Annotated in this window: 24 protein-coding genes; 2 read left to right on the top strand and 22 right to left on the bottom strand. The window is 53.8% G+C overall.

Annotated features, from left to right (window positions below; genetic code table 11):
- The first annotated feature begins 16 nt into the window (after positions 1–16).
- Together M0R47_RS01640 and smbP are read left to right on the top strand one after the other, a co-directional pair.
- Complete coding sequence (locus M0R47_RS01640) at positions 17–202, top strand: CsbD family protein (RefSeq protein WP_292549396.1); 186 nt, start codon at positions 17–19, stop codon at positions 200–202.
- Positions 203–297: 95 nt separating this feature from the next.
- Positions 298–618 (top strand): small metal-binding protein SmbP, encoded by a 321-nt coding sequence (gene smbP, locus M0R47_RS01635; RefSeq protein WP_292549393.1) that lies wholly within the window; start codon positions 298–300, stop codon positions 616–618.
- A gap of 203 nt (positions 619–821) precedes the next feature.
- Here the strand turns inward: smbP and M0R47_RS01630 are convergent, their stop codons facing one another.
- The 22 genes from M0R47_RS01630 to M0R47_RS01525 form a co-directional block, all read right to left on the bottom strand.
- Positions 822–1,283, bottom strand: a complete 462-nt coding sequence (locus tag M0R47_RS01630; RefSeq protein ID WP_292549390.1) for a hypothetical protein — start codon at positions 1,281–1,283, stop codon at positions 822–824.
- A 1-nt stretch (position 1,284) separates the two neighbouring features.
- Entirely contained in the window at positions 1,285–1,728 is a 444-nt protein-coding gene (locus M0R47_RS01625) for a phage holin family protein (protein ID WP_292549388.1), read from the bottom strand.
- An 11-nt stretch (positions 1,729–1,739) separates the two neighbouring features.
- On the bottom strand, positions 1,740–1,961 hold the full coding sequence (locus M0R47_RS01620) for a DUF883 C-terminal domain-containing protein (RefSeq protein WP_292549386.1): 222 nt from the start codon (positions 1,959–1,961) through the stop codon (positions 1,740–1,742).
- Between the two features lie 12 nt (positions 1,962–1,973).
- A complete protein-coding gene (locus tag M0R47_RS01615) occupies positions 1,974–2,288 on the bottom strand; it encodes a BON domain-containing protein (protein WP_292549382.1) in 315 nt (104 codons plus the stop codon).
- Between the two features lie 286 nt (positions 2,289–2,574).
- The gene (locus tag M0R47_RS01610; RefSeq protein WP_292549380.1) at positions 2,575–3,597 is read right to left on the bottom strand and encodes a class I fructose-bisphosphate aldolase; all 1,023 of its coding nucleotides are present in this window, start codon (positions 3,595–3,597) and stop codon (positions 2,575–2,577) included.
- Positions 3,594–5,963, bottom strand: a complete 2,370-nt coding sequence (locus M0R47_RS01605) for a phosphoketolase (RefSeq protein ID WP_292549376.1) — start codon at positions 5,961–5,963, stop codon at positions 3,594–3,596. The genes M0R47_RS01610 and M0R47_RS01605 overlap by 4 nt, the downstream gene beginning before the upstream one ends.
- The gene (locus tag M0R47_RS01600; protein ID WP_292549373.1) at positions 5,960–9,547 is read right to left on the bottom strand and encodes an HAD-IC family P-type ATPase; all 3,588 of its coding nucleotides are present in this window, start codon (positions 9,545–9,547) and stop codon (positions 5,960–5,962) included. The genes M0R47_RS01605 and M0R47_RS01600 overlap by 4 nt, the downstream gene beginning before the upstream one ends.
- 145 nt (positions 9,548–9,692) lie before the next feature.
- Positions 9,693–10,355, bottom strand: a complete 663-nt coding sequence (locus M0R47_RS01595) for an HAD hydrolase-like protein (RefSeq protein WP_292549370.1) — start codon at positions 10,353–10,355, stop codon at positions 9,693–9,695.
- Positions 10,343–12,889, bottom strand: a complete 2,547-nt coding sequence (glgP, locus tag M0R47_RS01590; protein WP_292549367.1) for an alpha-glucan family phosphorylase — start codon at positions 12,887–12,889, stop codon at positions 10,343–10,345. Before glgP ends, M0R47_RS01595 begins: the two co-directional genes overlap by 13 nt.
- Positions 12,890–13,006: 117 nt before the next feature.
- Positions 13,007–13,639 carry a DUF502 domain-containing protein gene (locus tag M0R47_RS01585; RefSeq protein WP_292549364.1) on the bottom strand — a complete coding sequence of 211 codons (633 nt, stop codon included), beginning with the start codon at positions 13,637–13,639 and terminating at the stop codon, positions 13,007–13,009.
- 178 nt (positions 13,640–13,817) lie between these two features.
- Complete coding sequence (locus M0R47_RS01580) at positions 13,818–15,980, bottom strand: catalase (protein ID WP_292549362.1); 2,163 nt, start codon at positions 15,978–15,980, stop codon at positions 13,818–13,820.
- A 301-nt stretch (positions 15,981–16,281) separates the two neighbouring features.
- Positions 16,282–16,755, bottom strand: a complete 474-nt coding sequence (locus M0R47_RS01575; RefSeq protein WP_292549360.1) for a hemerythrin domain-containing protein — start codon at positions 16,753–16,755, stop codon at positions 16,282–16,284.
- A 122-nt stretch (positions 16,756–16,877) separates the two neighbouring features.
- On the bottom strand, positions 16,878–17,891 hold the full coding sequence (locus M0R47_RS01570; RefSeq protein ID WP_292549358.1) for a hypothetical protein: 1,014 nt from the start codon (positions 17,889–17,891) through the stop codon (positions 16,878–16,880).
- A gap of 385 nt (positions 17,892–18,276) precedes the next feature.
- On the bottom strand, positions 18,277–18,507 hold the full coding sequence (locus M0R47_RS01565; RefSeq protein ID WP_292549356.1) for a hypothetical protein: 231 nt from the start codon (positions 18,505–18,507) through the stop codon (positions 18,277–18,279).
- Between the two features lie 61 nt (positions 18,508–18,568).
- Positions 18,569–18,799 carry a DUF883 domain-containing protein gene (locus M0R47_RS01560; RefSeq protein ID WP_292549353.1) on the bottom strand — a complete coding sequence of 77 codons (231 nt, stop codon included), beginning with the start codon at positions 18,797–18,799 and terminating at the stop codon, positions 18,569–18,571.
- A gap of 51 nt (positions 18,800–18,850) precedes the next feature.
- Positions 18,851–19,063, bottom strand: coding sequence for a hypothetical protein (locus M0R47_RS01555; protein WP_292549350.1), 213 nt, complete (start codon positions 19,061–19,063; stop codon positions 18,851–18,853).
- 54 nt (positions 19,064–19,117) lie between these two features.
- Entirely contained in the window at positions 19,118–19,396 is a 279-nt protein-coding gene (locus M0R47_RS01550; protein ID WP_292549347.1) for a hypothetical protein, read from the bottom strand.
- An 86-nt stretch (positions 19,397–19,482) separates the two neighbouring features.
- Positions 19,483–20,004 carry a hypothetical protein gene (locus M0R47_RS01545; protein ID WP_292549344.1) on the bottom strand — a complete coding sequence of 174 codons (522 nt, stop codon included), beginning with the start codon at positions 20,002–20,004 and terminating at the stop codon, positions 19,483–19,485.
- A 48-nt stretch (positions 20,005–20,052) separates the two neighbouring features.
- On the bottom strand, positions 20,053–20,247 hold the full coding sequence (locus tag M0R47_RS01540; RefSeq protein WP_292549341.1) for a hypothetical protein: 195 nt from the start codon (positions 20,245–20,247) through the stop codon (positions 20,053–20,055).
- A 736-nt stretch (positions 20,248–20,983) separates the two neighbouring features.
- Positions 20,984–21,139: a hypothetical protein gene (locus M0R47_RS01535; RefSeq protein WP_292549337.1), complete on the bottom strand. Its 156-nt coding sequence runs from the start codon at positions 21,137–21,139 to the stop codon at positions 20,984–20,986.
- Positions 21,140–21,150: 11 nt separating this feature from the next.
- Positions 21,151–21,594: a PRC-barrel domain-containing protein gene (locus M0R47_RS01530; RefSeq protein ID WP_292549334.1), complete on the bottom strand. Its 444-nt coding sequence runs from the start codon at positions 21,592–21,594 to the stop codon at positions 21,151–21,153.
- A gap of 600 nt (positions 21,595–22,194) precedes the next feature.
- Positions 22,195–22,586, bottom strand: a 392-nt coding sequence (locus tag M0R47_RS01525; RefSeq protein ID WP_292549331.1) for a hypothetical protein, incomplete at its 5' end; no start/stop codon positions are given.

Genomic DNA, 22,586 nt, shown 5'->3' with positions numbered 1-22,586 from the left:
TTATTTGGAGACAGTCATGAACAAAGATCAAGTTAAAGGCCGAGTCGAGCAAGCCAAAGGTAAAGTCAAAGAAACCGCCGGTAAGATAACGGATAACGAGGAATTGGAGGTAAAAGGTAAAGTCCAAAAGAACGTGGGCAAAGGCCAAGCAGGTTATGGAGATGTTAAAGAGGATGTTAAGGAGGAGATTAGAAAGCACTAAACTACGCAGCTGGGTTTTGTAGGCCGGTCAGAAAAGTCAGGTCCGCGCAGCATGGCGTATGAGGTATTCTTAAATTTTTTGCACAGAGGATGACTATGAAAATTACTAATATGAAACTCACCGGTTTATGCGCAGGTATTGTTTTAACCTTGGGCTCGTTGGGTGCCTATGCGGGTGATGACGACCATCTAGATCAAGCCCTTAAACATGCGAAGGAGGCCGCCAAAGCCGACGATGCAAGCGCTGTTGTCGAACATGCCGAGAAAGCCAAAACCCATGCGAAAACCGCGGATGAACATTTAGATGCCGGTATTACAAGCCTGGATAATGCCATTACTCATGGCAAGCAAGGGCATGCCGACATGGCGAAGAAAGCTGCCGACGAGGCTGTAACACATCTAAAAGCCGCAGAATAAGTGACCATCAGCCGATAGCAGTAAAGAATGGCGGACACATAGTCCGCCATTCTTTATGCGTATCTCAAACCAGTGCGATGCATTAACCGCGCAAAAAGCAAGAACACGAATCTCTGGGGCTGGAAATCAGGACTCAAAGTAAACTCATTCCGGGCGAGATGCTCCTGCCTATACTCCCAGCAAATTAAGGAAAAGGTCTCTTGCTACGATAATGGCTTACGGCGGTTATATTTTCGGCGATTCAAAGTGGCTGTGGAAGTTGGCACAGCATGGGATTTCGTTTTGGCCGCTTGAGTTGACGTACCCGGCTGGCGGCGGGACTTCACTAACCATGCCAAAGGTAAGGCCGTGTATAACGTCTGCGCCGAAGTTAGTAGGTTTAAAGCCACTTTCAACGGGCTAGTGGTCTCGGTACGGGTGCCGTGGGCCTTATCGGCAGTGCCACGAGAACTGGAAGGCCGGCGCTTAGTGAGTTCGCCGATAATAAAACCTATCCCGCCCGCCAGCAGTAAAGACGACGGATCGGTCAGTTGCCGGTATATGTTTCGGACTAAAACACTCGTTCGGTAATCGACCGCTTGGTGATGTTTCACCACTTGCCATTGGGCATCTTCGATTTGATCCTCCAGGAGCGCGGAGTGATTTTTGTTTAAAAGGTGCGGCATCTCAAGACTCCTCTTTATTATGATGCTGTGAGGATGGCATCGGCTGAAGACTGCGAACAGTAGCGGGGAATTGCAGATAACGGCTCTTACGGTGGATTACGACTACAAGGATCAGCGTGAGCAGTAAAGTAAGCGCTACGGCAAGCAGTATGGCGCTGCTTGCTGTGACGTCATGCTCAATCAGCCAAAGTACGGCAGCAGCTACGACTCCCAACCACGAGCCGATCAGCAGGACGGCAGCGATCAACCCGGCGATGAGCATATACACCAGGTTCTTGCCCGCTCGCCGCGCCTCCAGCGCTATCAGGTGGAAGCAATCATGGCTGAATCCATATAGCTCCTGCCATAGCACCAGGGCATTTTCCAGTATGCTGGCACTTTTTTCAGGATTGCTGTCTGTTGCCGTTTGTTTAAGCGTCTCACTATTTACCGCATTATGGTCCATGATGACACCCCTTAACGATTGACCAGCAATCGGCTCAGAATAAATCCTGTCGCTACTGCGATACCCACCGATGTGATCGGATTGTCGTGAATAAACTCGCGCAGATCATTGATCATTTTCTGTTCGGCATCACTCAGCCGCTCTCCCTTTTCGCCAAACGTTTCTTTTGCTGCATCGGCTATCTTGTCAATAGTCTCATGCGCGAATTCAGATGCTGTGTCTATGCTCTCCATATCGATCCTCACTTACTTGAGCCGCATGTCGTTTTTGATTGATTTCACACCTTGAACGCCGCGTGCAACCTCTACCGCTCTATTCATCTCCGCGCGAGAGCTGACAAAGCCGCTCAATTGAACCACGCCCTTGAATGTTTCGACGTTGACTTCGGCAGCGCTGACGCTAGGGTCGCCCGCCAAGGCAGCCTTGACTTTTGTGGTAATAACGCTGTCGTCAATATATTCTCCTGTTCCTGACTCTTTGGGCGTTGATGCGCAGCCTGAAGCAGTCAATAAGGTCAAGGCCAAAAAAAATGCGGAAAAAAATCTAATGAGGTATTTCATGGCTAAATCTCCAGTTAAATGCCTAAGGTTGACTGAAACCTTCGACAGGCAAAAACGTCCAAATACAAAAACAAGCCGCCTAATAATATGATGTTTTTGAATTATTTCAGGCTTTTCGGCGGCTATTCGCCAAAAACCTTGAATTTAACTTTAACGGCAACAATAGCCTTTGTCGGTACGGTAAAGCACATACGGCTGAGATTAGTAAGCCTCGCGCTTGCATGATAAATAAAGCGGATTGCCGCTTTATTCTTGGCGCCGTATTTATCCGTTAGCAGCGAAATGCTCAGGCCTTTTCCATCGTATCGCTGTATTCGCCGCGGCGCGCCGACCAGTTGCATTTGGCGCGACGATACAAAGCTTGCTGCGCCTCCTGTACATTCGCCTGTTCGCCGTGCCAAATTTCCATCGCCGCTTGCTGGATGGCGCGAGCAAATGAAAATGACAGCGCCCATGGCGCACGCGATTTGTAGCGGACATTCATCGCATTCAAGCGGGCCGAGGCCAGTTCGGAGGATTGCCCGCCCGACAAAAACGTAATGCCCGGAACGGCGGCAGGGACGGTCCGCAAAAGGCAGGTCACCGTGGCGTCGGCAACCTCATCCACAGTATCCTGCTTGGAGCAGGCCAATCCCGGAAGCACCATGTTAGGCTTCAGCAGCATGCCTTCCAGCATCACCTTTTGCCGGTAAAGACGGTTGAAAACCGTATGCAGGACTTCTTCCGTCACCTCGAAGCAGCGCTCCAGCGTATGGTCGCCGTCCATCAACACTTCCGGCTCGACGATGGGGACGAGTCCCGCTTCCTGGCTTAGCGCGGCATACAGGGCCAGCGCCTGCGCATTGGCTTCAATGCAGCCCCGGCTGGGAATGTGGTTATCGATAACAATCATTGCGCGCCATTTGGCAAATCGGGCGCCCATTTGCCGGTATTCAGCCAAACGCTCGCGCAATCCGTCCAACCCTTCGGTTATTTTCTCGCCGGGGTGCCCGGCCAGGTCTTTTGTCCCCGCGTCAACTTTAATGCCGGGAATGATGCCGCTGTCGGCAAGGATTTTAACAAAGGCGGTACCGTCTTGTTTTTGCTGGCGGATCGTTTCGTCGGATAAAATCGCCCCGCTAATGCTTTCGTTAAGCCTTGATGTGGTGACAATCAATTCTCGATAGTCTCGCCGTGCCTCCACGGTTTGAGGGATGCCGATCTTGGCAAAGCGTTTGTTGCAAGTCGGAAGACTTTCATCCATCGCCAGCAGGCCTTTATCGTCTGCGACCAGTTTCTTTGCAGTAGCTATAAGTTCTTGTGCATTCATTGGTAATTACTCCACTTCCAGTTACGGATTTCCGGCAGGTCCTGACCATGCCGGGCGATATATTGCTTGTGCTCGATCAGCTTGTCCTTGAGCTGTTGCTTCAGGTAAATCCCTTTGGTGCCGGTTTGCGGCAGGCGGTCGATGGCATCCATGACCAGATGAAAACGGTCCATATCGTTCAGCACGGTCATGTCGAAAGGCGTGGTGATGGTGCCTTCTTCCTTATAGCCGCGGACATGGATGTTATCGTGGTTGGTGCGCCGGTAAGTCAGCCGATGGATCAGCCACGGATAGGCGTGGAAAGCGAAGATGACCGGCTTGTCTTGGGTGAACAGCTCGTCGAAGTCCATGTCGCTCAAGCCGTGCGGATGTTCGTTTTGCGGTTGCAGCTTCATCAGGTCGACGACATTGACCACCCGGATTTTCAGTTCGGGCAGCTGTTCGCGCATAATCGAAACCGCGGCCAGCGTCTCCAGTGTCGGCACGTCGCCGCAACAGGCCATGACTACGTCGGGCGCAACGTCATGATCGTTGCTGGCCCATTGCCAGATACCGATGCCCTTGGTGCAGTGCTTGACGGCATCGTCCATGCTTAGCCATTGCGGGGAAGGGTGCTTGCCCGCGATCACCACATTGACGTAATGGCGGCTGCGCAGGCAGTGGTCCATCACCGACAGCAGACAGTTGGCATCCGGCGGCAGGTACACACGCACGATCTCGGCCTTTTTATTGACGACGACATCGATGAAGCCGGGGTCCTGATGGGTAAAACCATTGTGATCCTGGCGCCAGACATGCGAAGTCAGCAGGTAATTCAAGGACGCGATCTTATGCCGCCAAGGCAGCTGCGCAGTCACTTTAAGCCACTTGGCATGCTGGTTGAACATCGAGTCGACGATATGGATAAACGCTTCATAGCAGTTGAACAGCCCATGCCGTCCGGTCAATAGGTAGCCCTCGAGCCAGCCTTCGCATTGATGTTCACTGAGCATCTCCATCACGCGTCCGCTGGGAGCAAGAAATTCGTCGTTCGGCACGGTCGAGGCGTCCCATTGGCGATCGGTCGTTTCAAACACGGCTTTCAGGCCGTTGGAGATGGTTTCGTCCGGCCCGAATATCCGGAAATTGCTCTGCTCATCGTTCAGCTTCGCCACATCGCGCAGGAAATTTGCCAGCACACGCGTATCGCCGATGCCTCGCGTTCCCGGTGACGGTATATCGACCGCGTACTCGCGAAAATCCGGCAGCCTCAGGTCGCGGAGCAAAATGCCGCCGTTGGCGTTTGGATTAGCGCCCATGCGCCTTTCGCCCTTGGGTGCCAGTTCGGCCAGTGCCGGTTTCAGGCGGCCCTGTTCATCGAACAGCTCTTCCGGCCGGTAGCTTCTGAGCCATGCCTCCAACTGCTTGAGGTGTTCGGGATGGTCGGCCGGATCGGACAGCGGCACTTGGTGCGAGCGGAAAGTGCCTTCAACCTGCAAGCCGTCGACCGACTTCGGCCCGGTCCAGCCTTTCGGCGATACCAGCACGATCATCGGCCAGCGCGGACGCGTAGAATTATCATTGGCGCGGGCGTCATGATGGATTTTATTGATCTGCTCCACCGCGATGTCGAGCTTCGAGGCCATGGCTTCATGCATTAATTCGGGCTCGTGCCCCTCGACGAAGTAGGGTATCCAGCCGCAGCCGCGCAGCAACTGTTCCAATTCCACGCGGCTGATGCGGGCGAGCAGGCTCGGGTTGGCAATCTTGTAACCGTTGAGATGCAGGATCGGCAGCACCGCGCCGTCGGTAACCGGATCGAGGAACTTGTTCGAATGCCATGCCGTGGCCAGCGGCCCGGTTTCCGCTTCGCCGTCGCCGACCACGCAGGCGACGATCAGGTCGGGGTTGTCGAACACCGCCCCGAAGGCATGGCTGAGCGAATAGCCCAGCTCGCCGCCTTCATGGATCGAACCGGGACATTCCGGCGACGCGTGGCTGGGAATGCCTCCCGGAAACGAAAATTGCCTGAACAATTTTTGCAGCCCGGTCTCATCCTGGCTGATGTCGGGATAGATTTCGCTGTAAGTGCCTTCGAGATAAGTGTTGCTGACCACCGTCGAGCCGCCGTGTCCGGGGCCGGAGATAAAAATCATGTTGAGGTCGTATTTTTTAATGACCCGGTTCAAGTGCGCGTAAATGAAGTTTTGTCCGGGAATTGTGCCCCAATGCCCCAGCAGCAGGTGCTTGACGTCTTCGATCGCCAGCGGCCGCTTCAGCAGCGGGTTATCGTAAAGATAAATCTGGCCGACCGACAGGTAGTTGGCGGCGCGCCAGTAAGCGTCGATATTCTTCAGTAATTCAGGATTCAAAGTTTGTAGACTCATGGTTTGGCTCCTCGTGGCAGTGCGCCATGATGGCTTACGCTAATGTTGGCCTGGGCAGCGCTCAGGCAGGCACCGAAGATGACAATGCACCCGGAAAGGTAAATCCACAGCAGCAACGCTATGATTCCGCCGAATGCCCCATAAACCGCGTTTAATGCGGCAAAATTATCGATAAAAATTACGAACAGGCTTTCGGCCACTTGCAACAGCACCGTGGCGCATAAAGCGGCGCGCCAAACTTCGGAAAAACGCACGGGCCGACGTGGAGCCAGTTTGTAAAAAAAACTCAGGCACAGGAGCATCACTAACGCCGGAAGGAAATAGCTCACCAACAGATAGACCGAGGAAATCAAATCGTTCACAATGAAAAGCCAGTCCTTGGCTATTTTTGCCAGCACCGGCACCGCAAGAGACAAGAGCGCCAGGATGATCGTGAGAATCAGAAAAACCAGGCTCTTGAGCGGAAGCCGCCACCAATTGAGGGGAGCTTCGCCCCAGGCCCGCTGTGTGGCGGAAATCAGCGTGGTGAAGAATTGCATGGCCGACCAAACCAGCATCAGCAGTGCGAGCGCGCTTACCGGTCCGCGCGCTTCGATGACGCCGCTGATGGTGTCAAAAATGTAACTTTGCATTTCGCCGCCGATCGGCACATAGGCCTCAACGTAAGCAATGATTTCCATCCCGGCCCGTTCCCGGTCAACAAACAGCGAAGCAATGGCCGCAGAGAGCACGATCAAAGGAAACAGCGAGAAGAAGGCATAATGAGAAAATGCCGCCGCCGACGTCGGCCCGTCCATCTGCAAAAAATTTTTCACGGCAAGACTGAATGTCGTCTCTGTCGCGCGAGCTCTTTGAGCTTCAATCGGTTCAAGCCTTCTTTGCCGTTGCAGGTATCTCCCCACTTTCACCAGCTCCAGAACCAATAGCGGTAGGGCGGCCACAGCGAGCAGCACCAAGCAATTGGAAAACGACAGGTACGATGATTTCAGGAGTCGGCCCAAAGTCCCGTCTTGTTGGCTCCACACCTGGAGTCCGAAAGAAATGGCAACCACGATAACCAGGTTGATGTTGTTCAGCAGGGGAATGCGCCAGAGCGGCTTGGTTTCACTGCGAGCGCCGAAAGCGCGCCACAGTTCGGCAAATACCAGCGTAGCGAAGGCGGCGGTGCGGGCCGTTTCAGTAGTTTGAGACTGCAAGGCATTATAGTAAGCCGTGAACGCGACGGTTGCGGTCAGGAAGCTTGTCAATAACATCGGCCGGAAAAAACCACGGTCGGTAATATTCTCAGAGCGGCTGCGCGGACGGCGTTTCATCACTTCGGGGTCGATGGGGTCGGTGGCCAGGCACAGCGCGGGTAGGCCGTCAGTAACCAGGTTGATCCAGAGCAGATGAATCGGCAGCAGCGGCGTCGGCAGCCCGATGACCACGCAGAGCGTCATCAGCAACAACTCGCCGGTGTTGCCCGCGAGCAGGTATTGGAGCGTTTTGCGGATGTTGTAATAGATGCCCCGGCCTTCTTCGACGGCGGCGATGATAGTGGCGAAGTTGTCGTCGGCGATTATCATGTCCGCCGCTTCCTTGGTGACTTCCGTTCCCGTCCGCCCCATCGTAATGCCAATGTCCGCGCTCCTGACAGCCGGGGCGTCGTTGACGCCATCGCCGGTCATCGCAACCACCGCGTCATTCGCTTTCCAGGCGCGGATAATGCGCTGTTTGTGCTCGGCGGTGACGCGAGCGTAAACCGCGATTTTTGGCGCGCGCAGCTGCAACTCTTGCTCCGTCATCTTGTTCAGCTCAGCACCCGAAACAGCCACATCGCCAGCTTCAGCAAGGCCGATTTCCCGTGCGATGGCTATGGCAGTGTGCGGATGGTCGCCGGTAATCATCACTACGCGGATGCCCGCAGAGCGGCATTTTGCGATAGCCTCTTTGACCTCTTGGCGCGGCGGATCATACATCCCCGACAGGCCGACGAACACCAGGTCTTGCTCTACGGCATCCGCAGTCAGGTCGTCAGGATGCGCATTGTCCAGCTCCCGATAAGCCGAGCCGAGCACGCGCAAGGACTGTTGCGCCATCGCGGAAATTTGCGCCTGGATCTGCTCTCTATCCTGCTCAGTCAGAGGGTTTATGCCGGTAGCTGTATAAAAGCGAGTGCTGCTCTCCAACAATTCGCTGGGCGCGCCGTTAATCAGTGCGCGAAACTTGCCGTCCGGCAATCGGCGGATAACCGTGCTGCGTTTGCGGTCGGAGTCGAACGGAATTTCGTAGTGCTTCGGCAGTTCCCGTTCGATGCGCTCCCGGTCGCCACCGGCTTTGATCCCGGCGGTCAATAGTGCGCCTTCGGTAGGGTCGCCGATGGTCTTCCAATCGCCGTCTTCCTGAACCAGATGCGCATTGTTGCAGCCGAGGATGATGGTTGCAAGCTCAAGCAGCGGTGCGGCGTGCTGGGTTGGCTCCTTGCCGTCCTCCAGGCGGACTTCGCCATCCGGCCCGTAGCCCTCGCCGGTGACCTCATAGCGCCGGCCTGCAATGTAAAACGCGCGCACGGTCATTTCCCCGGCGGTCAGGGTGCCGGTTTTGTCCGTGCAGATGACGTTGGTTGAGCCTAGCGTCTCAACGGCAGGCAGTTTGCGCACCAAAGCGCGGCGGCGGGCCATGCGCAACACGCCCAGCGAAAGCGCCACAGTAACCACGGCAGGCAGCCCTTCCGGGATGGCGGCCACGGCGAGGCTGATCGAGGTCATGGTCAATTCCATCAGCTGGGTTCCCCGAAGCCAGCCTAGCCCGAACAGCAACGCGACGATAGCCAACGCCATCCAGACCAGGATGCGTCCGAATGCGTCGAGTTTCTGTTGCAGCGGCGTACCCTGATCCGCTTTCGCATCGTCAAGCAATCCTGCAATGCGGCCCAGTTCGGTGTTCATCGCCGTAGCCACAACCACGGCTTGGCCGGTGCCTGTCGCGACGCTGGTGCCCATGAATACCATGTTTTTCCGGTCGCCGAGCGGAATATCTTCTTGCGCCAAGGTCTCGGTGTGCTTCTGCTCCGCCTCCGACTCGCCGGTCAACGCGGACTCAACGCAGGCCAGTGAAGCCGCTTCAAGAAGCCGGGCATCGGCGGCGATCAGATCGCCGGAGTCCAGCGCGAGAATGTCGCCGACAACGATTTGTGAAGCAGGAAGTGAAATAATCTGTCCGTCGCGCCGTACTTTAGCCTGAGGCGCGACCATCTTTTTGAGTTCCGCGATCGACTTCTGAGCACTGAATTCCTGGTAGAAGCCTATCGCGGCGTTAAGGATGACAACCGTATAGATGGCGATAACGTCCTCGACGTCTCCTAACAGGCCGGAGACGGCTCCGGCAGCGATCAGAATCCAGATGATCAGGCTCTTGAACTGGTCGATGGCAATCCGTAGCGGGCTGATGGGTTTGCTTTCCTTAAGCTCGTTCGGCCCGTTGGCGGCAAGTCGCTGTGCGGCTTCTTTGGAAGAGAGCCCTTCCGGAGACGAAGCAAACTGTGCAAGTATCTCCTCAGTCGGTCGGCTGTGCCAAGCGCTGCCTTGTTCCGGGGGCGGGTTCATGTCCTTGAGCCGTCGGGCCCATTCTCTGCGGGTACGGTTCCCTCCAAGATGCGCCGCTTACAACGGGCAACCACCGGCTCCAGGCCGTAGGCATGGTGTAAACCTGATGTTTGATTAACCGACAGGAGGCGAGCAATAACAGATTTCATGGAATAATCTCTTCGTCATTGATCAACCCTAGCGCGGCCAGTTTCTCGCAGGTAGATTTGTAATCCGTATGCAGGATGCCTCGGATTCCGAAAGTTTCCGCGACTTGAACAAGCAACGGAGTGTTTTCGATATAGGCTGTCTGCTTGGCCGGCACTTGGGCAATGTCCAACGCCAGCCGGAAAATATCCTTGTCGGGTTTTCTCAAATGGACATAACAGGAAGAAATAAAGCAATCCACAAACTCGTCCAGTTTGAACTTTTCAATTCGGTAATCATTGATTTCGCGCGCTTCATTGCTGACCACGAAAATTTTCAGGCCGTAGCGGATCTTGAGCTGAGTGACCAGTTCGATCATTTCCGGATAAGGCTGCGAGTGCGCAAACATGAAGTCCCGAAACTGAGTCGGAGTAAAAGGCCGCTCCTCATAAAACACCACCCTGGCTAAATAGTCTTTCAGCGTGAGCTTGTCTGTCTCATAAACATCGACGTTCAAGTGATGGCGGCTTTCCAGCTCGTCCCAATCCAGCTTGAAATCGGTCGCCGCCTGTTTGCGGAGATGATGGTCCCAGCCGTTGCTGAGCAGCACGCCGCCGATGTCCACAAACAGGCAGGTAATTACGCTTGTTTTGTTCGTCGCGTTTTTTATCATTGTTGCCATAGAATCCGATCGTCTTCCAGTGGAATTGCCATGCCTTCGCAGTAGGGCACCAATCGTGTCGTGTAATCCTTTGAGGGGCGCGACGCAGGCACTGCAATGCAGTAAACGTAGCCGCCCGATGAGCCGACCAGATAGCGAAGGAGCATCATTTCCTTGCATACAGGCGCATCGTTCATGTCGCCGTCAGCGTAAATCTCCACCCGCACGGCCTTGGGGTCGAGGTTATGGAAATAGACCTGAACCTCAAACAGGTGATATTCGCCGCGCGTCTCAACTTTGATTTTACCGAAGTGCAGCGCGGCCCATTTTTGGTCCAGGCTGTGTTTCCACTCGACCATGTGCTTGCCGGCTTCGCAGTCATTGGCAGCCCGTGAATGGTAAGCGGCAGCAGCCGGAATATAATGTTGCTCAGTGTATTCGCGCACCGTGCGATTCACGGAGAAGCGCGGCGTCAATTGCGCCATGCTTTCCCTCATCCGCTGGATCCATGCGGTCGGAATGCCGTTCTCATCCCGATTATAAAACTCCGGGATCACCTCCCGTTCGAGCAAATCGTAGAGCGCGCAGGCATCGGCCGCGTCCCCGGCGGAATCGTCGCCATGCCCCAGACTATCGCCCAGCGCCCAGCCCAGCTCAGGCTTGTAAGCTTCCGCCCACCAGCCGTCCAATACCGAGACGTTGAGGCCGCCGTTGACCAGCACCTTCATGCCGCTGGTTCCGCACGCCTCCCAAGGCCGCCGCGGCGTGTTTATCCAGACATCCACGCCCTGTACCAGGCGTTCGGTCAAATGCATGTCGTAATCGCTAAGAAATATCACTCGCGCCCAAGGCTGATGCCGCTGGATGAAATGCATCCATTCCCTGATCAGGTCTTGCCCCGCCTGGTCTGCCGGATGAGCTTTTCCGGCAATGACAAGTTGCACCGGCCGATGCACATCGGTTAACAAACGCAGTAATCGCTCTGGATCGTGCAGCAGCAGGTTCGGCCTCTTGTAAGTCGCGAAGCGCCGGGCAAAACCCAATGTCAACACATTGGGATCAAGCAGATGTTTTGCTTCCTCGACGGTTTCAGGCGGCTCGCCGATGGCGGCCAGTTGTCTTGCCAAACGCTCGGAGGCGTATTCGACAAGAGACTTGCTGGCGGCCGTGCGAAACTGCCAGAGCCTGATGTCGGAAACGCGGCGAATGTCATGCTCCAGGGTTTCCATCGTTCCCAGCCAGCGCTCCTTACCGCAGGCTTCCGTCCATAGTTCGTCGGCCGATGCCGAATCCCAGGTCGGCATATGTACTCCGTTGGTCACATGCCCAACCGGCACTTCGGCCATCGGCCAATGAGGAAAGAGGGGCGCGAAGAAATTCCGGCTGACTTGCCCATGCAAACGACTGACGCCATTGACAGCTCCGCTGCCGCGAATGGCCAGATAGGCCATATTGAAATATTCCGAATCATCGTTCGGGTTCTGACGGCCCAGAGCCAGTAACTCATGCATTGTTATGCCCAGCCTTAGCTTGGCATAACGGCACAGGTATTGACTGATCAGGCTTGGGGAGAAACGGTCGAATCCCGCCGCCACTGCGCTATGGGTAGTGAACAGGTTGCCTGCGCGAGTAACGGCCAGTGCGACGTTGAAAGGCTGCGCTGTTTTTTGCATGAAACAACGGGCGCGTTCCAGCACCGCAAAGGCGGCATGGCCTTCATTCAGGTGACAGACTTCCGCGTGGATGCCGAGCTCATCGAGCAACCTCCAGCCGCCGATTCCCAGCAGCAGCTCCTGCTTGAGGCGCAGCTCCGTCCCGCCGCCATACAGCTCGCTGGTAATCCCTCGGTGCGTCGGGAAGTTCGCCGGATCATTGCTGTCCAGCAGGTAAAGCTTCAATTTGCCGACCCGGACCTGCCAGATGCGCAACCATACCGAGTAACCGGGCAAGGCGATTTCCAGCCGGAACCATTCGCCGTTCTCCTGGCGCACCGGCGTAATCGGCAATTGGCCGGGGTCGTTATACGGAAACAGGGCTTGCTGGCTGCCATCCTTGTCGATGACCTGGCGAAAATAGCCTCGCTGGTACAGCAGGCCGACGCCGACTACCGGAACGCCCAAATCGCTTGCGGCCTTAAGCTGATCGCCGGCGACATTGCCAAGCCCGCCCGAGTAGATCGGCAGAGCTTCGCTGAGCATAAATTCCATGCTGAAATAGACGACGCAGCTCAGCGGGCTCTGCGGGTGGTTCTGCTGAAACCATGCAGGCGCCTCCACCGCTTGCGATTTGGTCTGCAACAAATCTTCGACGTCTTTGCGGAAAACGGGATCGGCTAACAAACGTTCGATGCGATCGCGCGAGACGGTCTGTAGCACAACCCACGGGTTTTGCGTGATTTCCCATAATTCAGGGTCAAGCCGTCGCCACACCTCATCGGTTGCATGATTCCATGACCAGCGGATATTCAGGGCGAGCTCAGCCAAGGCATCGAACCCTTCGATCTGGACAGGCAGAAGGCTATAAATAGGGCTACAAACGCGCGCTTTTTTGTCCATAGTTTCTCCGTTCATAACGCGAGCCACTTTAGCCGCTACACGGGCTCGCAGTCCGTACGGTAGAGCACATACCGAGAGAGGTCGGCAATCAAATGGTTTTAGGAGGTTTCGGTTAAGCTACTTTTTTTGGTCATTACCGTCGCCAACAACACCGGCTGTTGCAATAAACCGTAGCGCATCCTCTACAGACATATCTATTTCGACTACATTTTCCCGCGGCATAATGACGGTATACCCGCCCAGCTGATAACTGAAAGGCAAAAATACGGCAATCCGGTCATCGGCAATAAAAGCAGGGGAAGCCTCTTCAAGCTTCGAAGCAGTAATAAAACCTATCTGCTGACAGTTGTCCGGGAGTCCCTTAACCAACACGACTTGTTGAAATTTTCCTTTCTTTTCGCTGGAAAAAAGAGAACTAAAATCCCGTATGGTGGTATAGATGCCTTTGACAAAGGGAATCTGCATGACAAGTTCTTCAAAGATATGGAACAGTCGGCGGAAAGTTTGCGATTCAAGAAAGCTTCCGAAAAAAAACGTGACAACAAGGCCCAAAACAAATCCCATGCCCGCTATATACCAGCTATCGGGGAAGAAAAACTTGAATATCTTGCCCAGCGCAAATTCGGCAGTGGCGGCCATCCAGAACAGCAAATAAACGGTGAGGGTGATGGGGATAAGAGCGAATAAGCCTTTTAAAAAAGTCCTGTTGACAGGTTTTTGATGATATTGCCAATTGTTATAGTTCGACATGTCGCACCCCTAGTGAACTTTGTTTGCCAATGAATAGGTTGAACATGAAAATTAATGATCCGCCTATGGTTTAAGTTGTTAATATCAAATGGTTATAGGGTGCTAAATATCAGGTACTTTATAAGCCGGACAATAATTCAAAAATCCTGTTGTTCAGTAATCCCTGCATTGCAAAGCCCTATGCCACAATCGCATCCAGGTCGGGGCGCTCGGTACAGCGGTGCATGGCGATAGCACTAATGAAATTCTTAACGAAAGAGTCATCAATTGTTTCAGACAACGAGGTAATGACACCCGGACCGTGAAACTCTCCGCTCTCTATCCCGGCAGAGCGCGCCGCCTGGGCGATCAGCTTGGCGCCGTTATGGTGGGCGGCGATGGCTTTGCCATGTTTATAGGCTTCCTTAACGAAAAGCACGGCATGAGCATCCTCACACAGGGCTTCCACACTTTGCTGTCCTCCCGGAATAAATACCGCATCAAACATGACCGATCCTACCGTCGGCAGGCTGTGGTTTACTTTGATAAATTCTTCTGCGCTATTTTTGATATCTCCCAAACGTGGCGCGATGAATTTGATGACCGCGTCTTCCGCTTCCAATGCTTTGCATACCGCAAGCGACGCCTTGTCTACATGGTCTGCAACAAGCACCGCTATCTTTCGGCCGAGGATAGAGTCTTTGCGGGTATTTGCCATGCTCAGCGCCGGATCCATCTCAGGCTCGCCGGTTCGTGGAACATTTCTCGCGCCGCTGGACGTTTTAGGCACCGCCATTCCCAAACCTTCGGCAACCCGGAAGGCAAGCAGCGTATCGATCTGATCCAGCATAGAAAGCATGCGCTCGCGCACGGCATCAACTTCGACCTTGCCTAGCTCAAAGCAGAAAGCCGAAACGATATGGTCCTTTTCCCAGGCCGACTGGCTGCGCCAGAACAGCGCCGCTTGCGAGAAGTGATCGTTGAAACTGTCGCTACGCACGCGCAGCTTTTCGCCATCCATCGGCTGCGGATAACTGGTAAAACGGCCTTGCTCCCAAGGCCGTTGCATCGGACAGCCGCCGCCCAAAGAGTTGGGTTCGTAACTCACTCTGCCCTTGACGATGGTTTGGCGCATATGGCCGTCGCGCTGATTGTTGCTGACTGCGGCAATCGGGCGGTTGATCGGTATTTCGTGGAAATTGGGGCTGCCTAAACGGGAAAGTTGAGTATCGAGATAGGAAAACAGCCGCCCCTGCAATAAAGGATCGTTGCTGAAATCGATGCCCGGCACGACATGGCCGGGGTGGAACGCAACCTGCTCGGTCTCGGCAAAGAAGTTGTCGGGATTGCGGTTCAAGGTCAGCTTGCCGATGATTTGTACCGGCACCAAGGTCTCGGGAATCAGCTTGGTCGCATCGAGCAAGTCGAAGTTGAACTTGTGCTCGTCTTCCTCGGGCACTATCTGCACGCCAAGTTCCCATTCAGGGTATTGGCCCCGGTTGATGGCTTCCCACAAGTCGCGCCGGTTAAAGTCGGGGTCCTTGCCGGCCAGTTTGACCGCTTCGTCCCAGACCAGCGAATGAACGCCGAGCACCGGTTTCCAGTGGAATTTAACGAAGCAGGACTTGCCGGATTCGTTAATAAAGCGAAAAGTATGCACGCCAAAGCCTTCCATCATTGAAAAGCTTCTGGGAATGGCGCGATCCGACATGACCCACATGATCATATGCGCGGACTCCGGCATCAGCGAAATGAAATCCCAAAACGTATCGTGAGCGGCTGAAGCTTGCGGAATTTCATGGTGCGGCTCCGGCTTGATCGCATGGACGAGGTCGGGGAACTTGATAGCGTCCTGGATAAAAAACACCGGCATATTGTTGCCTACCAGATCGAAATTGCCTTCTTGGGTGTAGAACTTGACTGCGAAGCCGCGTACATCGCGGGCGGTATCGGCCGAGCCGCGCGAGCCGACGACGGTGGAAAAACGCACGAATACCGGCGTCTTAACATCCGGGTCTTGCAGGAAACCGGCTTTGGTATAGTGGTTCATCGGCTTGTACACTTGGAAATAACCGTGTGCGCCCGCTCCCCGTGCATGCACCACGCGCTCGGGGATACGCTCATGGTCGAAATGCATGATTTTTTCACGCAGGATATGATCTTCCAGCAGCGTCGGGCCGCGAGCACCGCCGCGCAAGGAATTCTGGTTATCGCTGATGCACAATCCCTGATTAGTGGTAAGCGCTTCGCCCGGCTCTTGAGCCAGCACCGCTGCGGCTTGATCGGAACGGTTGGCGTCGGCAGGGGACGGTTGAAGACCGGTTAGATGGGCGGCAGTCGGTGTTTCATCTTTAGGCGTCATGGAAAACCTCTCTTTTTATTGATCGTCGTGGATGATTGAGTCCAAGCCCGGTAGGGTACGCATCGCGTACCATTTTCAATATTTTCCGCTGAATTAAATCCCAAAAAGGTACGCGATGCGTACCCTACGGTGTTTTCTCCCGTATGCCGCGCCGATCACTGGCAACCGGAACGGCTGGATCGCTTTGCACCTGTCGTATCAACTGCGACAAACACGGCCACTCCAGTGGCCGTGTTTGTTTTGCTTATATATAGAGGCCTATCAGGCGTCCACTCAGTGGACCTGCCTGAAATCAGCCCGCTTATCGGGCTGCGAGAAGTTCTTCCTTACGCTCGGATAGCTTGGCTCCAAGCTCCATCATGTCCAGGTCTGTGGATTTGGCCTTGGGAAATATTTCATCCTGTTCTTCTTTGACATGGTGCTTCACGTATTCCCGCATCACCTTGATCTTGGCATCGAACATCTCGCCATCGGGCTCTTCTCCCTCGACTTGAGCGATAAGCCCTTTCAGCGTGTCATGCTCAACCCGGGCTTCCGGAATTAACTCCTTGTCTTTCAAGGCCCGTTTGACTGCGGGATAGAAAATTTCCTCTTCAATCTGTGCATGCACGGTCAATTCGTTGCATAGTTCCTCAACGATCCGCTTCTTTTTCGCAGACGAACGCGAGTCCTCATATTCTTCAAACAGATCACTGACATGCTCGTGATCAGCCCGCAATAACGCCGTTGCATCCTGATCCTTCGCTGAAGCAGATTTTTTCTTTGCAGTTGCCATAAGGTATTCTCCTTAGCTTGATGGGGAACTACGTAAATAACGCAATCAAAATAATGATAGGAATGGGAATGCCGAGTAAATATAAAAGTATTGAGCGCATGGTTGTCTCCTGAATGGATGAGTTACCGGGTAATTAGGTCGCGTTGTCTGCCGCCATAAGTCGCCGCATAGCTTGCGCAGAAAGCGCCGATCAGCAACGAGACAAAGAACCACAGCGATGCATAAGCGGATGCTTTGCGCGCCGTGTCGGCTGCTTCTTTAGCTGCGGCTTCCGCTTCATTGAGCTTGGCCTGCATTTGTGCATAAGTGTCCGTTACCCGCTTTTCAGCCTCGGGTTGCGTCAGGCCTGTTTGTTGCGCAACAATCTGGCCCGCATAGCGGACATCTTCCGGGGGCAACGGCCCTGCACGCAGAGAGTTCATGTAGATGCGGGTAACTTCCGCTTCGGGATCGGCTGGGGCGGCCTCCTGGCCGGCGCTTGCCGTCATGGCGCCGCTTTCATCCGGAGTCATGGCGACTGGGGCGTTGACGCCTCTTCGAAACAGCGAATCGATGTAGTACTTCGTCGGTTCATTGTTGCTGTACTTGGCGACCTCGGCCCCGGCCGCAGCAGCACTGCCCGCCGTAACGGCAGCAACTGCACCACCGGCCCTAATGCCGGTGCTTGCAATCGAGCCAATCATCGAAGAGAGCAGGGCGGCTGTCATCAATGCCGAGACGGACCAGGCCAGGAAACCGTGCGCGGTATCGCGAAAGTAGATCTCGTCGAAAGGCGTCGCAGTCCACTTGGTTCTTAACCTGCCGGCAAGATAGCCGCCTACGCTTGCCGCGATCAGTTGGGTGATGGTCAGCCACAGGATGCCCGATATGCCAAAGGCTTCTGCGCTGATACCTTCATAGGCCCAAGGCGATACGGCGGACAGGCCCAAGCCTGTTCCCAGCATAGTGAGAATCAGCGCCAAAGCGGCGGCGGCCGTGGCTCCGGCTAAAATAGCCCCCCATGACACGGCGCTTGACTGAACGGCTAACGATTCCGGCTGGATACTGGCACCTGACGAAGCGCGTCTGCGGCCTAGCTCATCAGAGGCACGTCTGCGGCCCAGTTCGTCACTTTCTGAGATATTAGGAACATTCATGATAATTCTCCTTAAGACTTTTTAGTTCAGATAATTATGGTACGAGCCACCGCCCCATATCTGTACGAAAGCGCACACAGCAGAGAATAAAATACCGCCCCAGTCGTGGACGTCCTGTAGCTGTTGGTATTTTCTCTCAGTCTTGTAAAACGGCTGTATTAGGAGAGTTCGGGTGAAATAGATCGCGATTAGCGGGCCGCGGCACCGGCCAACCGTATCCTGGATACGGTCTGTGGTTTATGCTGCCAGAGCGGCAATCCTGAAGTGATTGTGGCCTGGTATGCGGCCCAGCCATAATGACCGGGCACCATCCCGCACAACCGGAGCCAGTCCATGGATGGGCACGCGCTGTAGTTTGCTCAGTTATTTTTCCGGACTTGACGGTCTAGCGGTCGCGCAGCAGATAGTTCAGCGCATAACCGATCGCAACGGCAATACCCAGTGATGCCGCGGGGTGATCACTGATATAGCTGCGGCTTCGCTTGACCATTTTTCGTTCGGCATCAAGCAATTGTTCGCCTTTTTCACCCAGCATTTTTGCGGTTTGGGCGGATGCGCCGGCGATTTTTCCGGCAGTTTCCTGGGCATAATTAGATGCTTTTTCTACAGTATCCATAATCGTTTCCTCTCTATTCGAGCCGAATAATATTCGGCATGGGTTGGTGATATTTGATGTGTTAACGCCTGCTTAATAGACTGGCCAGTACAAAACCGGCCGCTATCATGATGCCTATCGATGTGATCGGGTTGGCGCGGACATATTTGCCGCAACTCTTCATTAGTTTCTGCTCGGCGTTCAGCAATTGTTCCCCTTTTTCGCTCAGCGCTTCCGCAGCTTGGCTGGTTGCACCGACGATTTTATCGGTAGCCTCATGTACATATTCGGATGTTCTGTCTAGGGTGCCCATAATGCTTTCCTCTTGGTTAAGCCGCGTGTCATTTACGGCATGGATTGACTGCTAATGACGATCGCTCAACAGGCGGCTCAGGCAATAACCGGTGGCCAGCGCAATACTCATCGAGGCTATAGGATGATAGCTGATAAAACTGCGGCAGGCCTTCATCAGCTTCTGCTCGGCATCACACAATTGTTCTCCTGCTTCGCAGAGCGTTTCTTTGGCCTTGCCGGCCGCTTCTTGTGCGTAATCAGATGCTTCGTCTAAAGTGTTCATAAGGTTTCCTCGTTGCTCGATCCGTACGCCGTTTGTGACGTACGGACATGATCTCTAACGGAGCAGACGACTTAGAAAAAAACCGGCCGCAACTGCGATACCTACGGACCTCATAGGGTAATTACGGATATATTCCCGGTAATTCTCTATCATTTCCGCCTCGGCGCTCATTAACTGCTCTCCTTTTTCGCCAAGCACTTCAGTAGTCTGATAGCCCATATCAGTCATCTTATCGACGGCTCTATGGGCTGATTGGGATACTTTGCTTATGGTTTCTTTAACATTTTCTTCAGTGTCTCTGGGTCTGTTAACATTTTCTTCTACGTTTTCCATGGTTTTTCCCCTGTTCAAGTGGTCTATCAGTGATGGTTTTTACGTTCACGAAATGGCTGGTACTGTTTCAGAAACTGTCAGCGCCGTTAAACATTGACGTCGCTTTCCAGGGTTGAGCCAATATCTTCAGCATGGGCCTGTTCGAAGATGTCTTTCACTCTTGCAATCTCTTCGGAATTTTCCGTATGCACGGAAATCAGGGCGCTTCCGCCCTTGATTTTCCCTTCGTAACGCTTGGCCTCATACTCTGGAATACCCATGCCGACCAAGGCGCCGGCAATGCCGCCGGTGGCAGCGCCTAATGCCGCGCCACTCAAGGCGCCCATAATCGGTCCGGCGGCAATAAACGGACCGGCCCCGGGAATAGCCAAGCTGCCGATGCCTGCCAGCCATCCCAGCACAGCGCCCAGGCCGATTCCGGCGGTTCCTCCGATAGTCGCGCCTTCCGGCGCCTTGGTGTGTTTTTCATGGGCGAAATCTTTGGTAGTGGATTTATCCGGTAACAGCACGGAAACATCATCATTCGAAAAACCGGACGTTTTTAAATGGCTGACAATACGCTCTGTTTGATCGATGTTTTGGGTAATGCAAAAAACTGCTTTTTTCATGGCTAATCTCCTGTTGCGGATTAATGCGTTTTGGGCACGAGCTCATTATCAACCTGCTTGCGTCGCGTATTTTTTGGCGACCGATTGCAGTTCGTTTTTTCCGCAGAATTTTTGACGGGGCCGCGCAAGGTGACCACGCCGTTGCGGGTGATGATCTTGGCGTTGTGCGCACCGGTTGGCAGCGATTTCAGGTATCAGACGCCCAATTACCGGAACGCGGTGTCCAATCGGATGTTTTTTCATGACAACTCTCCAACCTAAATAACTTGCTGACGTTATCGCGTGCAGTGCGTTCAATGATTATGATGAGAGAGCCTTGCTATTTATCGGGAGCTTTGGAACGAACAAAACGCTGTGATAACGATTTGATAATGAGATTATCCGCAAAGTCGGGCTGGGTCAGTGCGGTGACCCACATTGCTCGACATTATTTAGCTGATGTTACGCAGTTGTTCGGATTTAGACTGCATTAGCATTTTTATTATTAAAATGTCGCTACCGCGACGATTATTTGAATCGGGTTATCGCACCCGAGGGCGAATTACTTTCTTTTGCTTCGCCAAAAGAAAGTAACCAAAGAAAAGGCGACCCGGTTGCCGCTTGCTTCCTGCGCTCCTCGCTTTTGCCGAGGGTCAGCAGAAGGGGCTCCTGCCCCTCTGCTGACGTGCGGCATCCCTGCCGCACCCCTAACGGGCTATTCTCGACAAAAGCTCCGGTGCTCGGCGCGGCATACGGGGGTAAAAAACATCCGTGCGTAACATCAGTTATTTAACAATAAAATGATGTCATTAGCCGTGGCGCGCACTGTTGTGTTCCCTGTGTCAGGCTCAAGAAGCCCCTGAACAACCATTGACTCGGCGCGATTCCGGAAAGCTGATTTTTCACTGCGCAAGCGCATGACTGCTGCCTCCGGACTATTCGGTTTCTGATTTGCAACATAAACGCTGCATCTTGGAGATAAGACGGTTGGTCATGAGATTTAAACATCCAGCCCTTGTGCACCGGCAGTTAACATCTTGCGATCCCATGTAGCGGCGATGCATTGTTCGGCATCGTTACAAAGACAACAATAGTCGGGAGCGACCGACTTTATTCCTATCGCATCGCTCCATCTTCTCATTGCCGGACAGTTCATGGTTTCCTATTTTAATGTGTCCGGTGAGACTGCTGTTCCGTGGTTGACTGTTCCATGGGCGGTCTGGTTTCATAGAAGGATTCAATTTGATCTCGCCATGACTGGTCTGCCATATCGGGCCAATGGTCCTTGTCGAATCCGGGGGCAGTTTCAAGGCGCTCTTTGTCCACGTTTAGCATGAAGCGCTTGTTTACCGTATCGAGCGTCAATGCATCCCAAGGCACTGCAAAGAGCCTTTCTCCCATGCCCAGGAAACCGCCGAAAGACAGCACCGCATAAGCCACTTGGCCGGTGGTCATATCCAGCATGATTTCCTTGATGTCGCCCAAGTCTTCCTCTTTTTCGTTGTAGACATCGTTGCCAAGAAGCGTGTCCGCGCCCATTAGGCGAGGACCGGGGCCTTCGTCTTCTTGGCCTTTATACATACCGTAAGTATCGCGTTCTTCAAAGTTCATGGTTATCTCCTGTCAAAGATGATGTTGAAAAGGGCTTACGATCATCTTTGGGATCGCCGGAGCCCGATTATCCGAGCATAAATCAATATTTTTCAGCTCGTATATAAACCATACACCCGGAGTTAAATGCAGTCGGTACGCTAAAACACATAGGCCAAGACATTGTTTAATGATGTTGCGCAGATAGTTTTTATCCTGCTTGTCGCGCTGCCTGGAGGTCGAGCAAGGATGGGCGCAACGCGCGCCTTTAACTGCATTCCCCTTTATGCCCCAGAGGGTACGCAACGCGCGGGAACGAGAAAATTTATTGGAAATGGAGGTTATTAGGAATTGATCAATATCAGCATGGCCCAGTATTGGACCTGTTGGTTGTGATTTTAGAGCGTGCGAGACTGTGAAAGTATTATCAAAAATTAATTTAAAAACCTATTCACCACGAAGACACGAAGAACACGAAGAAAAACCAAAGTAAGACTTCGTGTCTTCGTGTTTTTTTTATCTTACAGCCAAATGAAGATAGCCCTTGCTGTTTCCGCGGCATAGCCTGTTTTGCCCATGCCGCGGAACCCGGCTTGAACAAAACAGGCCGGGAAAATGATCCTACTGTCTGATTGAGACGATATTCAGATTAGGATGGTGTAACTGTTCCGGTTCCAGTGCCTGCTCCGGTGTCAGTTCCAGTGCCTGCTCCGGTGTCAGTTCCAGTGCCAGTTCCGGTTCCAGTGCCAGCTCCGGTATCAGTTCCAGCACCAGTTCCAGTGCCAGCTCCGGTATCAGTTCCGGTTCCTGTTCCAGTGCCAGCTCCGGTATCAGTTCCGGTTCCAGTGCCAGTGCCAGTGCCAGCTCCGGTGTCAGTTCCGGTTCCTGTTCCAGTGCCAGCTCCGGTGTCAGTTCCAGTTCCAGTTCCAGTTCCAGTTCCAGTTCCAGTTCCAGTTCCAGTTCCGGTTCCGGTTCCAGTTCCAGTTCCAGTGCCAGTGCCAGTGCCAGTGCCA

It is taken from the genome of Methylobacter sp., from assembly GCF_023227905.1.
GTDB lineage: Bacteria > Pseudomonadota > Gammaproteobacteria > Methylococcales > Methylomonadaceae > Methylobacter_A.
Note: the sequence above shows the minus strand (reverse complement) of the source record. Positions and strands in the feature narration are given on the sequence as shown.

Excerpts from the sequence above, each read along its gene's own strand:
- M0R47_RS01575 (WP_292549360.1), bottom strand. The coding sequence starts at position 16,755 with ATGGCAACTGCAAAGAAAAAATCTGCTTCAGCGAAGGATCAGGATGCA.
- M0R47_RS01540 (WP_292549341.1), bottom strand. The coding sequence starts at position 20,247 with ATGAAAAAACATCCGATTGGACACCGCGTTCCGGTAATTGGGCGTCTG.
- M0R47_RS01560 (WP_292549353.1), bottom strand. The coding sequence starts at position 18,799 with ATGGGCACCCTAGACAGAACATCCGAATATGTACATGAGGCTACCGAT.
- M0R47_RS01580 (WP_292549362.1), bottom strand. The coding sequence starts at position 15,980 with ATGACGCCTAAAGATGAAACACCGACTGCCGCCCATCTAACCGGTCTT.
- M0R47_RS01565 (WP_292549356.1), bottom strand. The coding sequence starts at position 18,507 with ATGGATACTGTAGAAAAAGCATCTAATTATGCCCAGGAAACTGCCGGA.
- M0R47_RS01600 (WP_292549373.1), bottom strand. The coding sequence starts at position 9,547 with ATGAACCCGCCCCCGGAACAAGGCAGCGCTTGGCACAGCCGACCGACT.
- M0R47_RS01555 (WP_292549350.1), bottom strand. The coding sequence starts at position 19,063 with ATGAACACTTTAGACGAAGCATCTGATTACGCACAAGAAGCGGCCGGC.
- M0R47_RS01630 (WP_292549390.1), bottom strand. The coding sequence starts at position 1,283 with ATGCCGCACCTTTTAAACAAAAATCACTCCGCGCTCCTGGAGGATCAA.
- M0R47_RS01605 (WP_292549376.1), bottom strand. The coding sequence starts at position 5,963 with ATGAGTCTACAAACTTTGAATCCTGAATTACTGAAGAATATCGACGCT.
- M0R47_RS01640 (WP_292549396.1), top strand. The coding sequence starts at position 17 with ATGAACAAAGATCAAGTTAAAGGCCGAGTCGAGCAAGCCAAAGGTAAA.
- M0R47_RS01570 (WP_292549358.1), bottom strand. The coding sequence starts at position 17,891 with ATGAATGTTCCTAATATCTCAGAAAGTGACGAACTGGGCCGCAGACGT.
- M0R47_RS01595 (WP_292549370.1), bottom strand. The coding sequence starts at position 10,355 with ATGGCAACAATGATAAAAAACGCGACGAACAAAACAAGCGTAATTACC.
- M0R47_RS01550 (WP_292549347.1), bottom strand. The coding sequence starts at position 19,396 with ATGGAAAACGTAGAAGAAAATGTTAACAGACCCAGAGACACTGAAGAA.
- glgP (WP_292549367.1), bottom strand. The coding sequence starts at position 12,889 with ATGGACAAAAAAGCGCGCGTTTGTAGCCCTATTTATAGCCTTCTGCCT.
- M0R47_RS01615 (WP_292549382.1), bottom strand. The coding sequence starts at position 2,288 with ATGAAATACCTCATTAGATTTTTTTCCGCATTTTTTTTGGCCTTGACC.
- smbP (WP_292549393.1), top strand. The coding sequence starts at position 298 with ATGAAAATTACTAATATGAAACTCACCGGTTTATGCGCAGGTATTGTT.
- M0R47_RS01585 (WP_292549364.1), bottom strand. The coding sequence starts at position 13,639 with ATGTCGAACTATAACAATTGGCAATATCATCAAAAACCTGTCAACAGG.
- M0R47_RS01620 (WP_292549386.1), bottom strand. The coding sequence starts at position 1,961 with ATGGAGAGCATAGACACAGCATCTGAATTCGCGCATGAGACTATTGAC.
- M0R47_RS01530 (WP_292549334.1), bottom strand. The coding sequence starts at position 21,594 with ATGAACTTTGAAGAACGCGATACTTACGGTATGTATAAAGGCCAAGAA.
- M0R47_RS01610 (WP_292549380.1), bottom strand. The coding sequence starts at position 3,597 with ATGAATGCACAAGAACTTATAGCTACTGCAAAGAAACTGGTCGCAGAC.
- M0R47_RS01545 (WP_292549344.1), bottom strand. The coding sequence starts at position 20,004 with ATGAAAAAAGCAGTTTTTTGCATTACCCAAAACATCGATCAAACAGAG.
- M0R47_RS01625 (WP_292549388.1), bottom strand. The coding sequence starts at position 1,728 with ATGGACCATAATGCGGTAAATAGTGAGACGCTTAAACAAACGGCAACA.
- M0R47_RS01535 (WP_292549337.1), bottom strand. The coding sequence starts at position 21,139 with ATGAACTGTCCGGCAATGAGAAGATGGAGCGATGCGATAGGAATAAAG.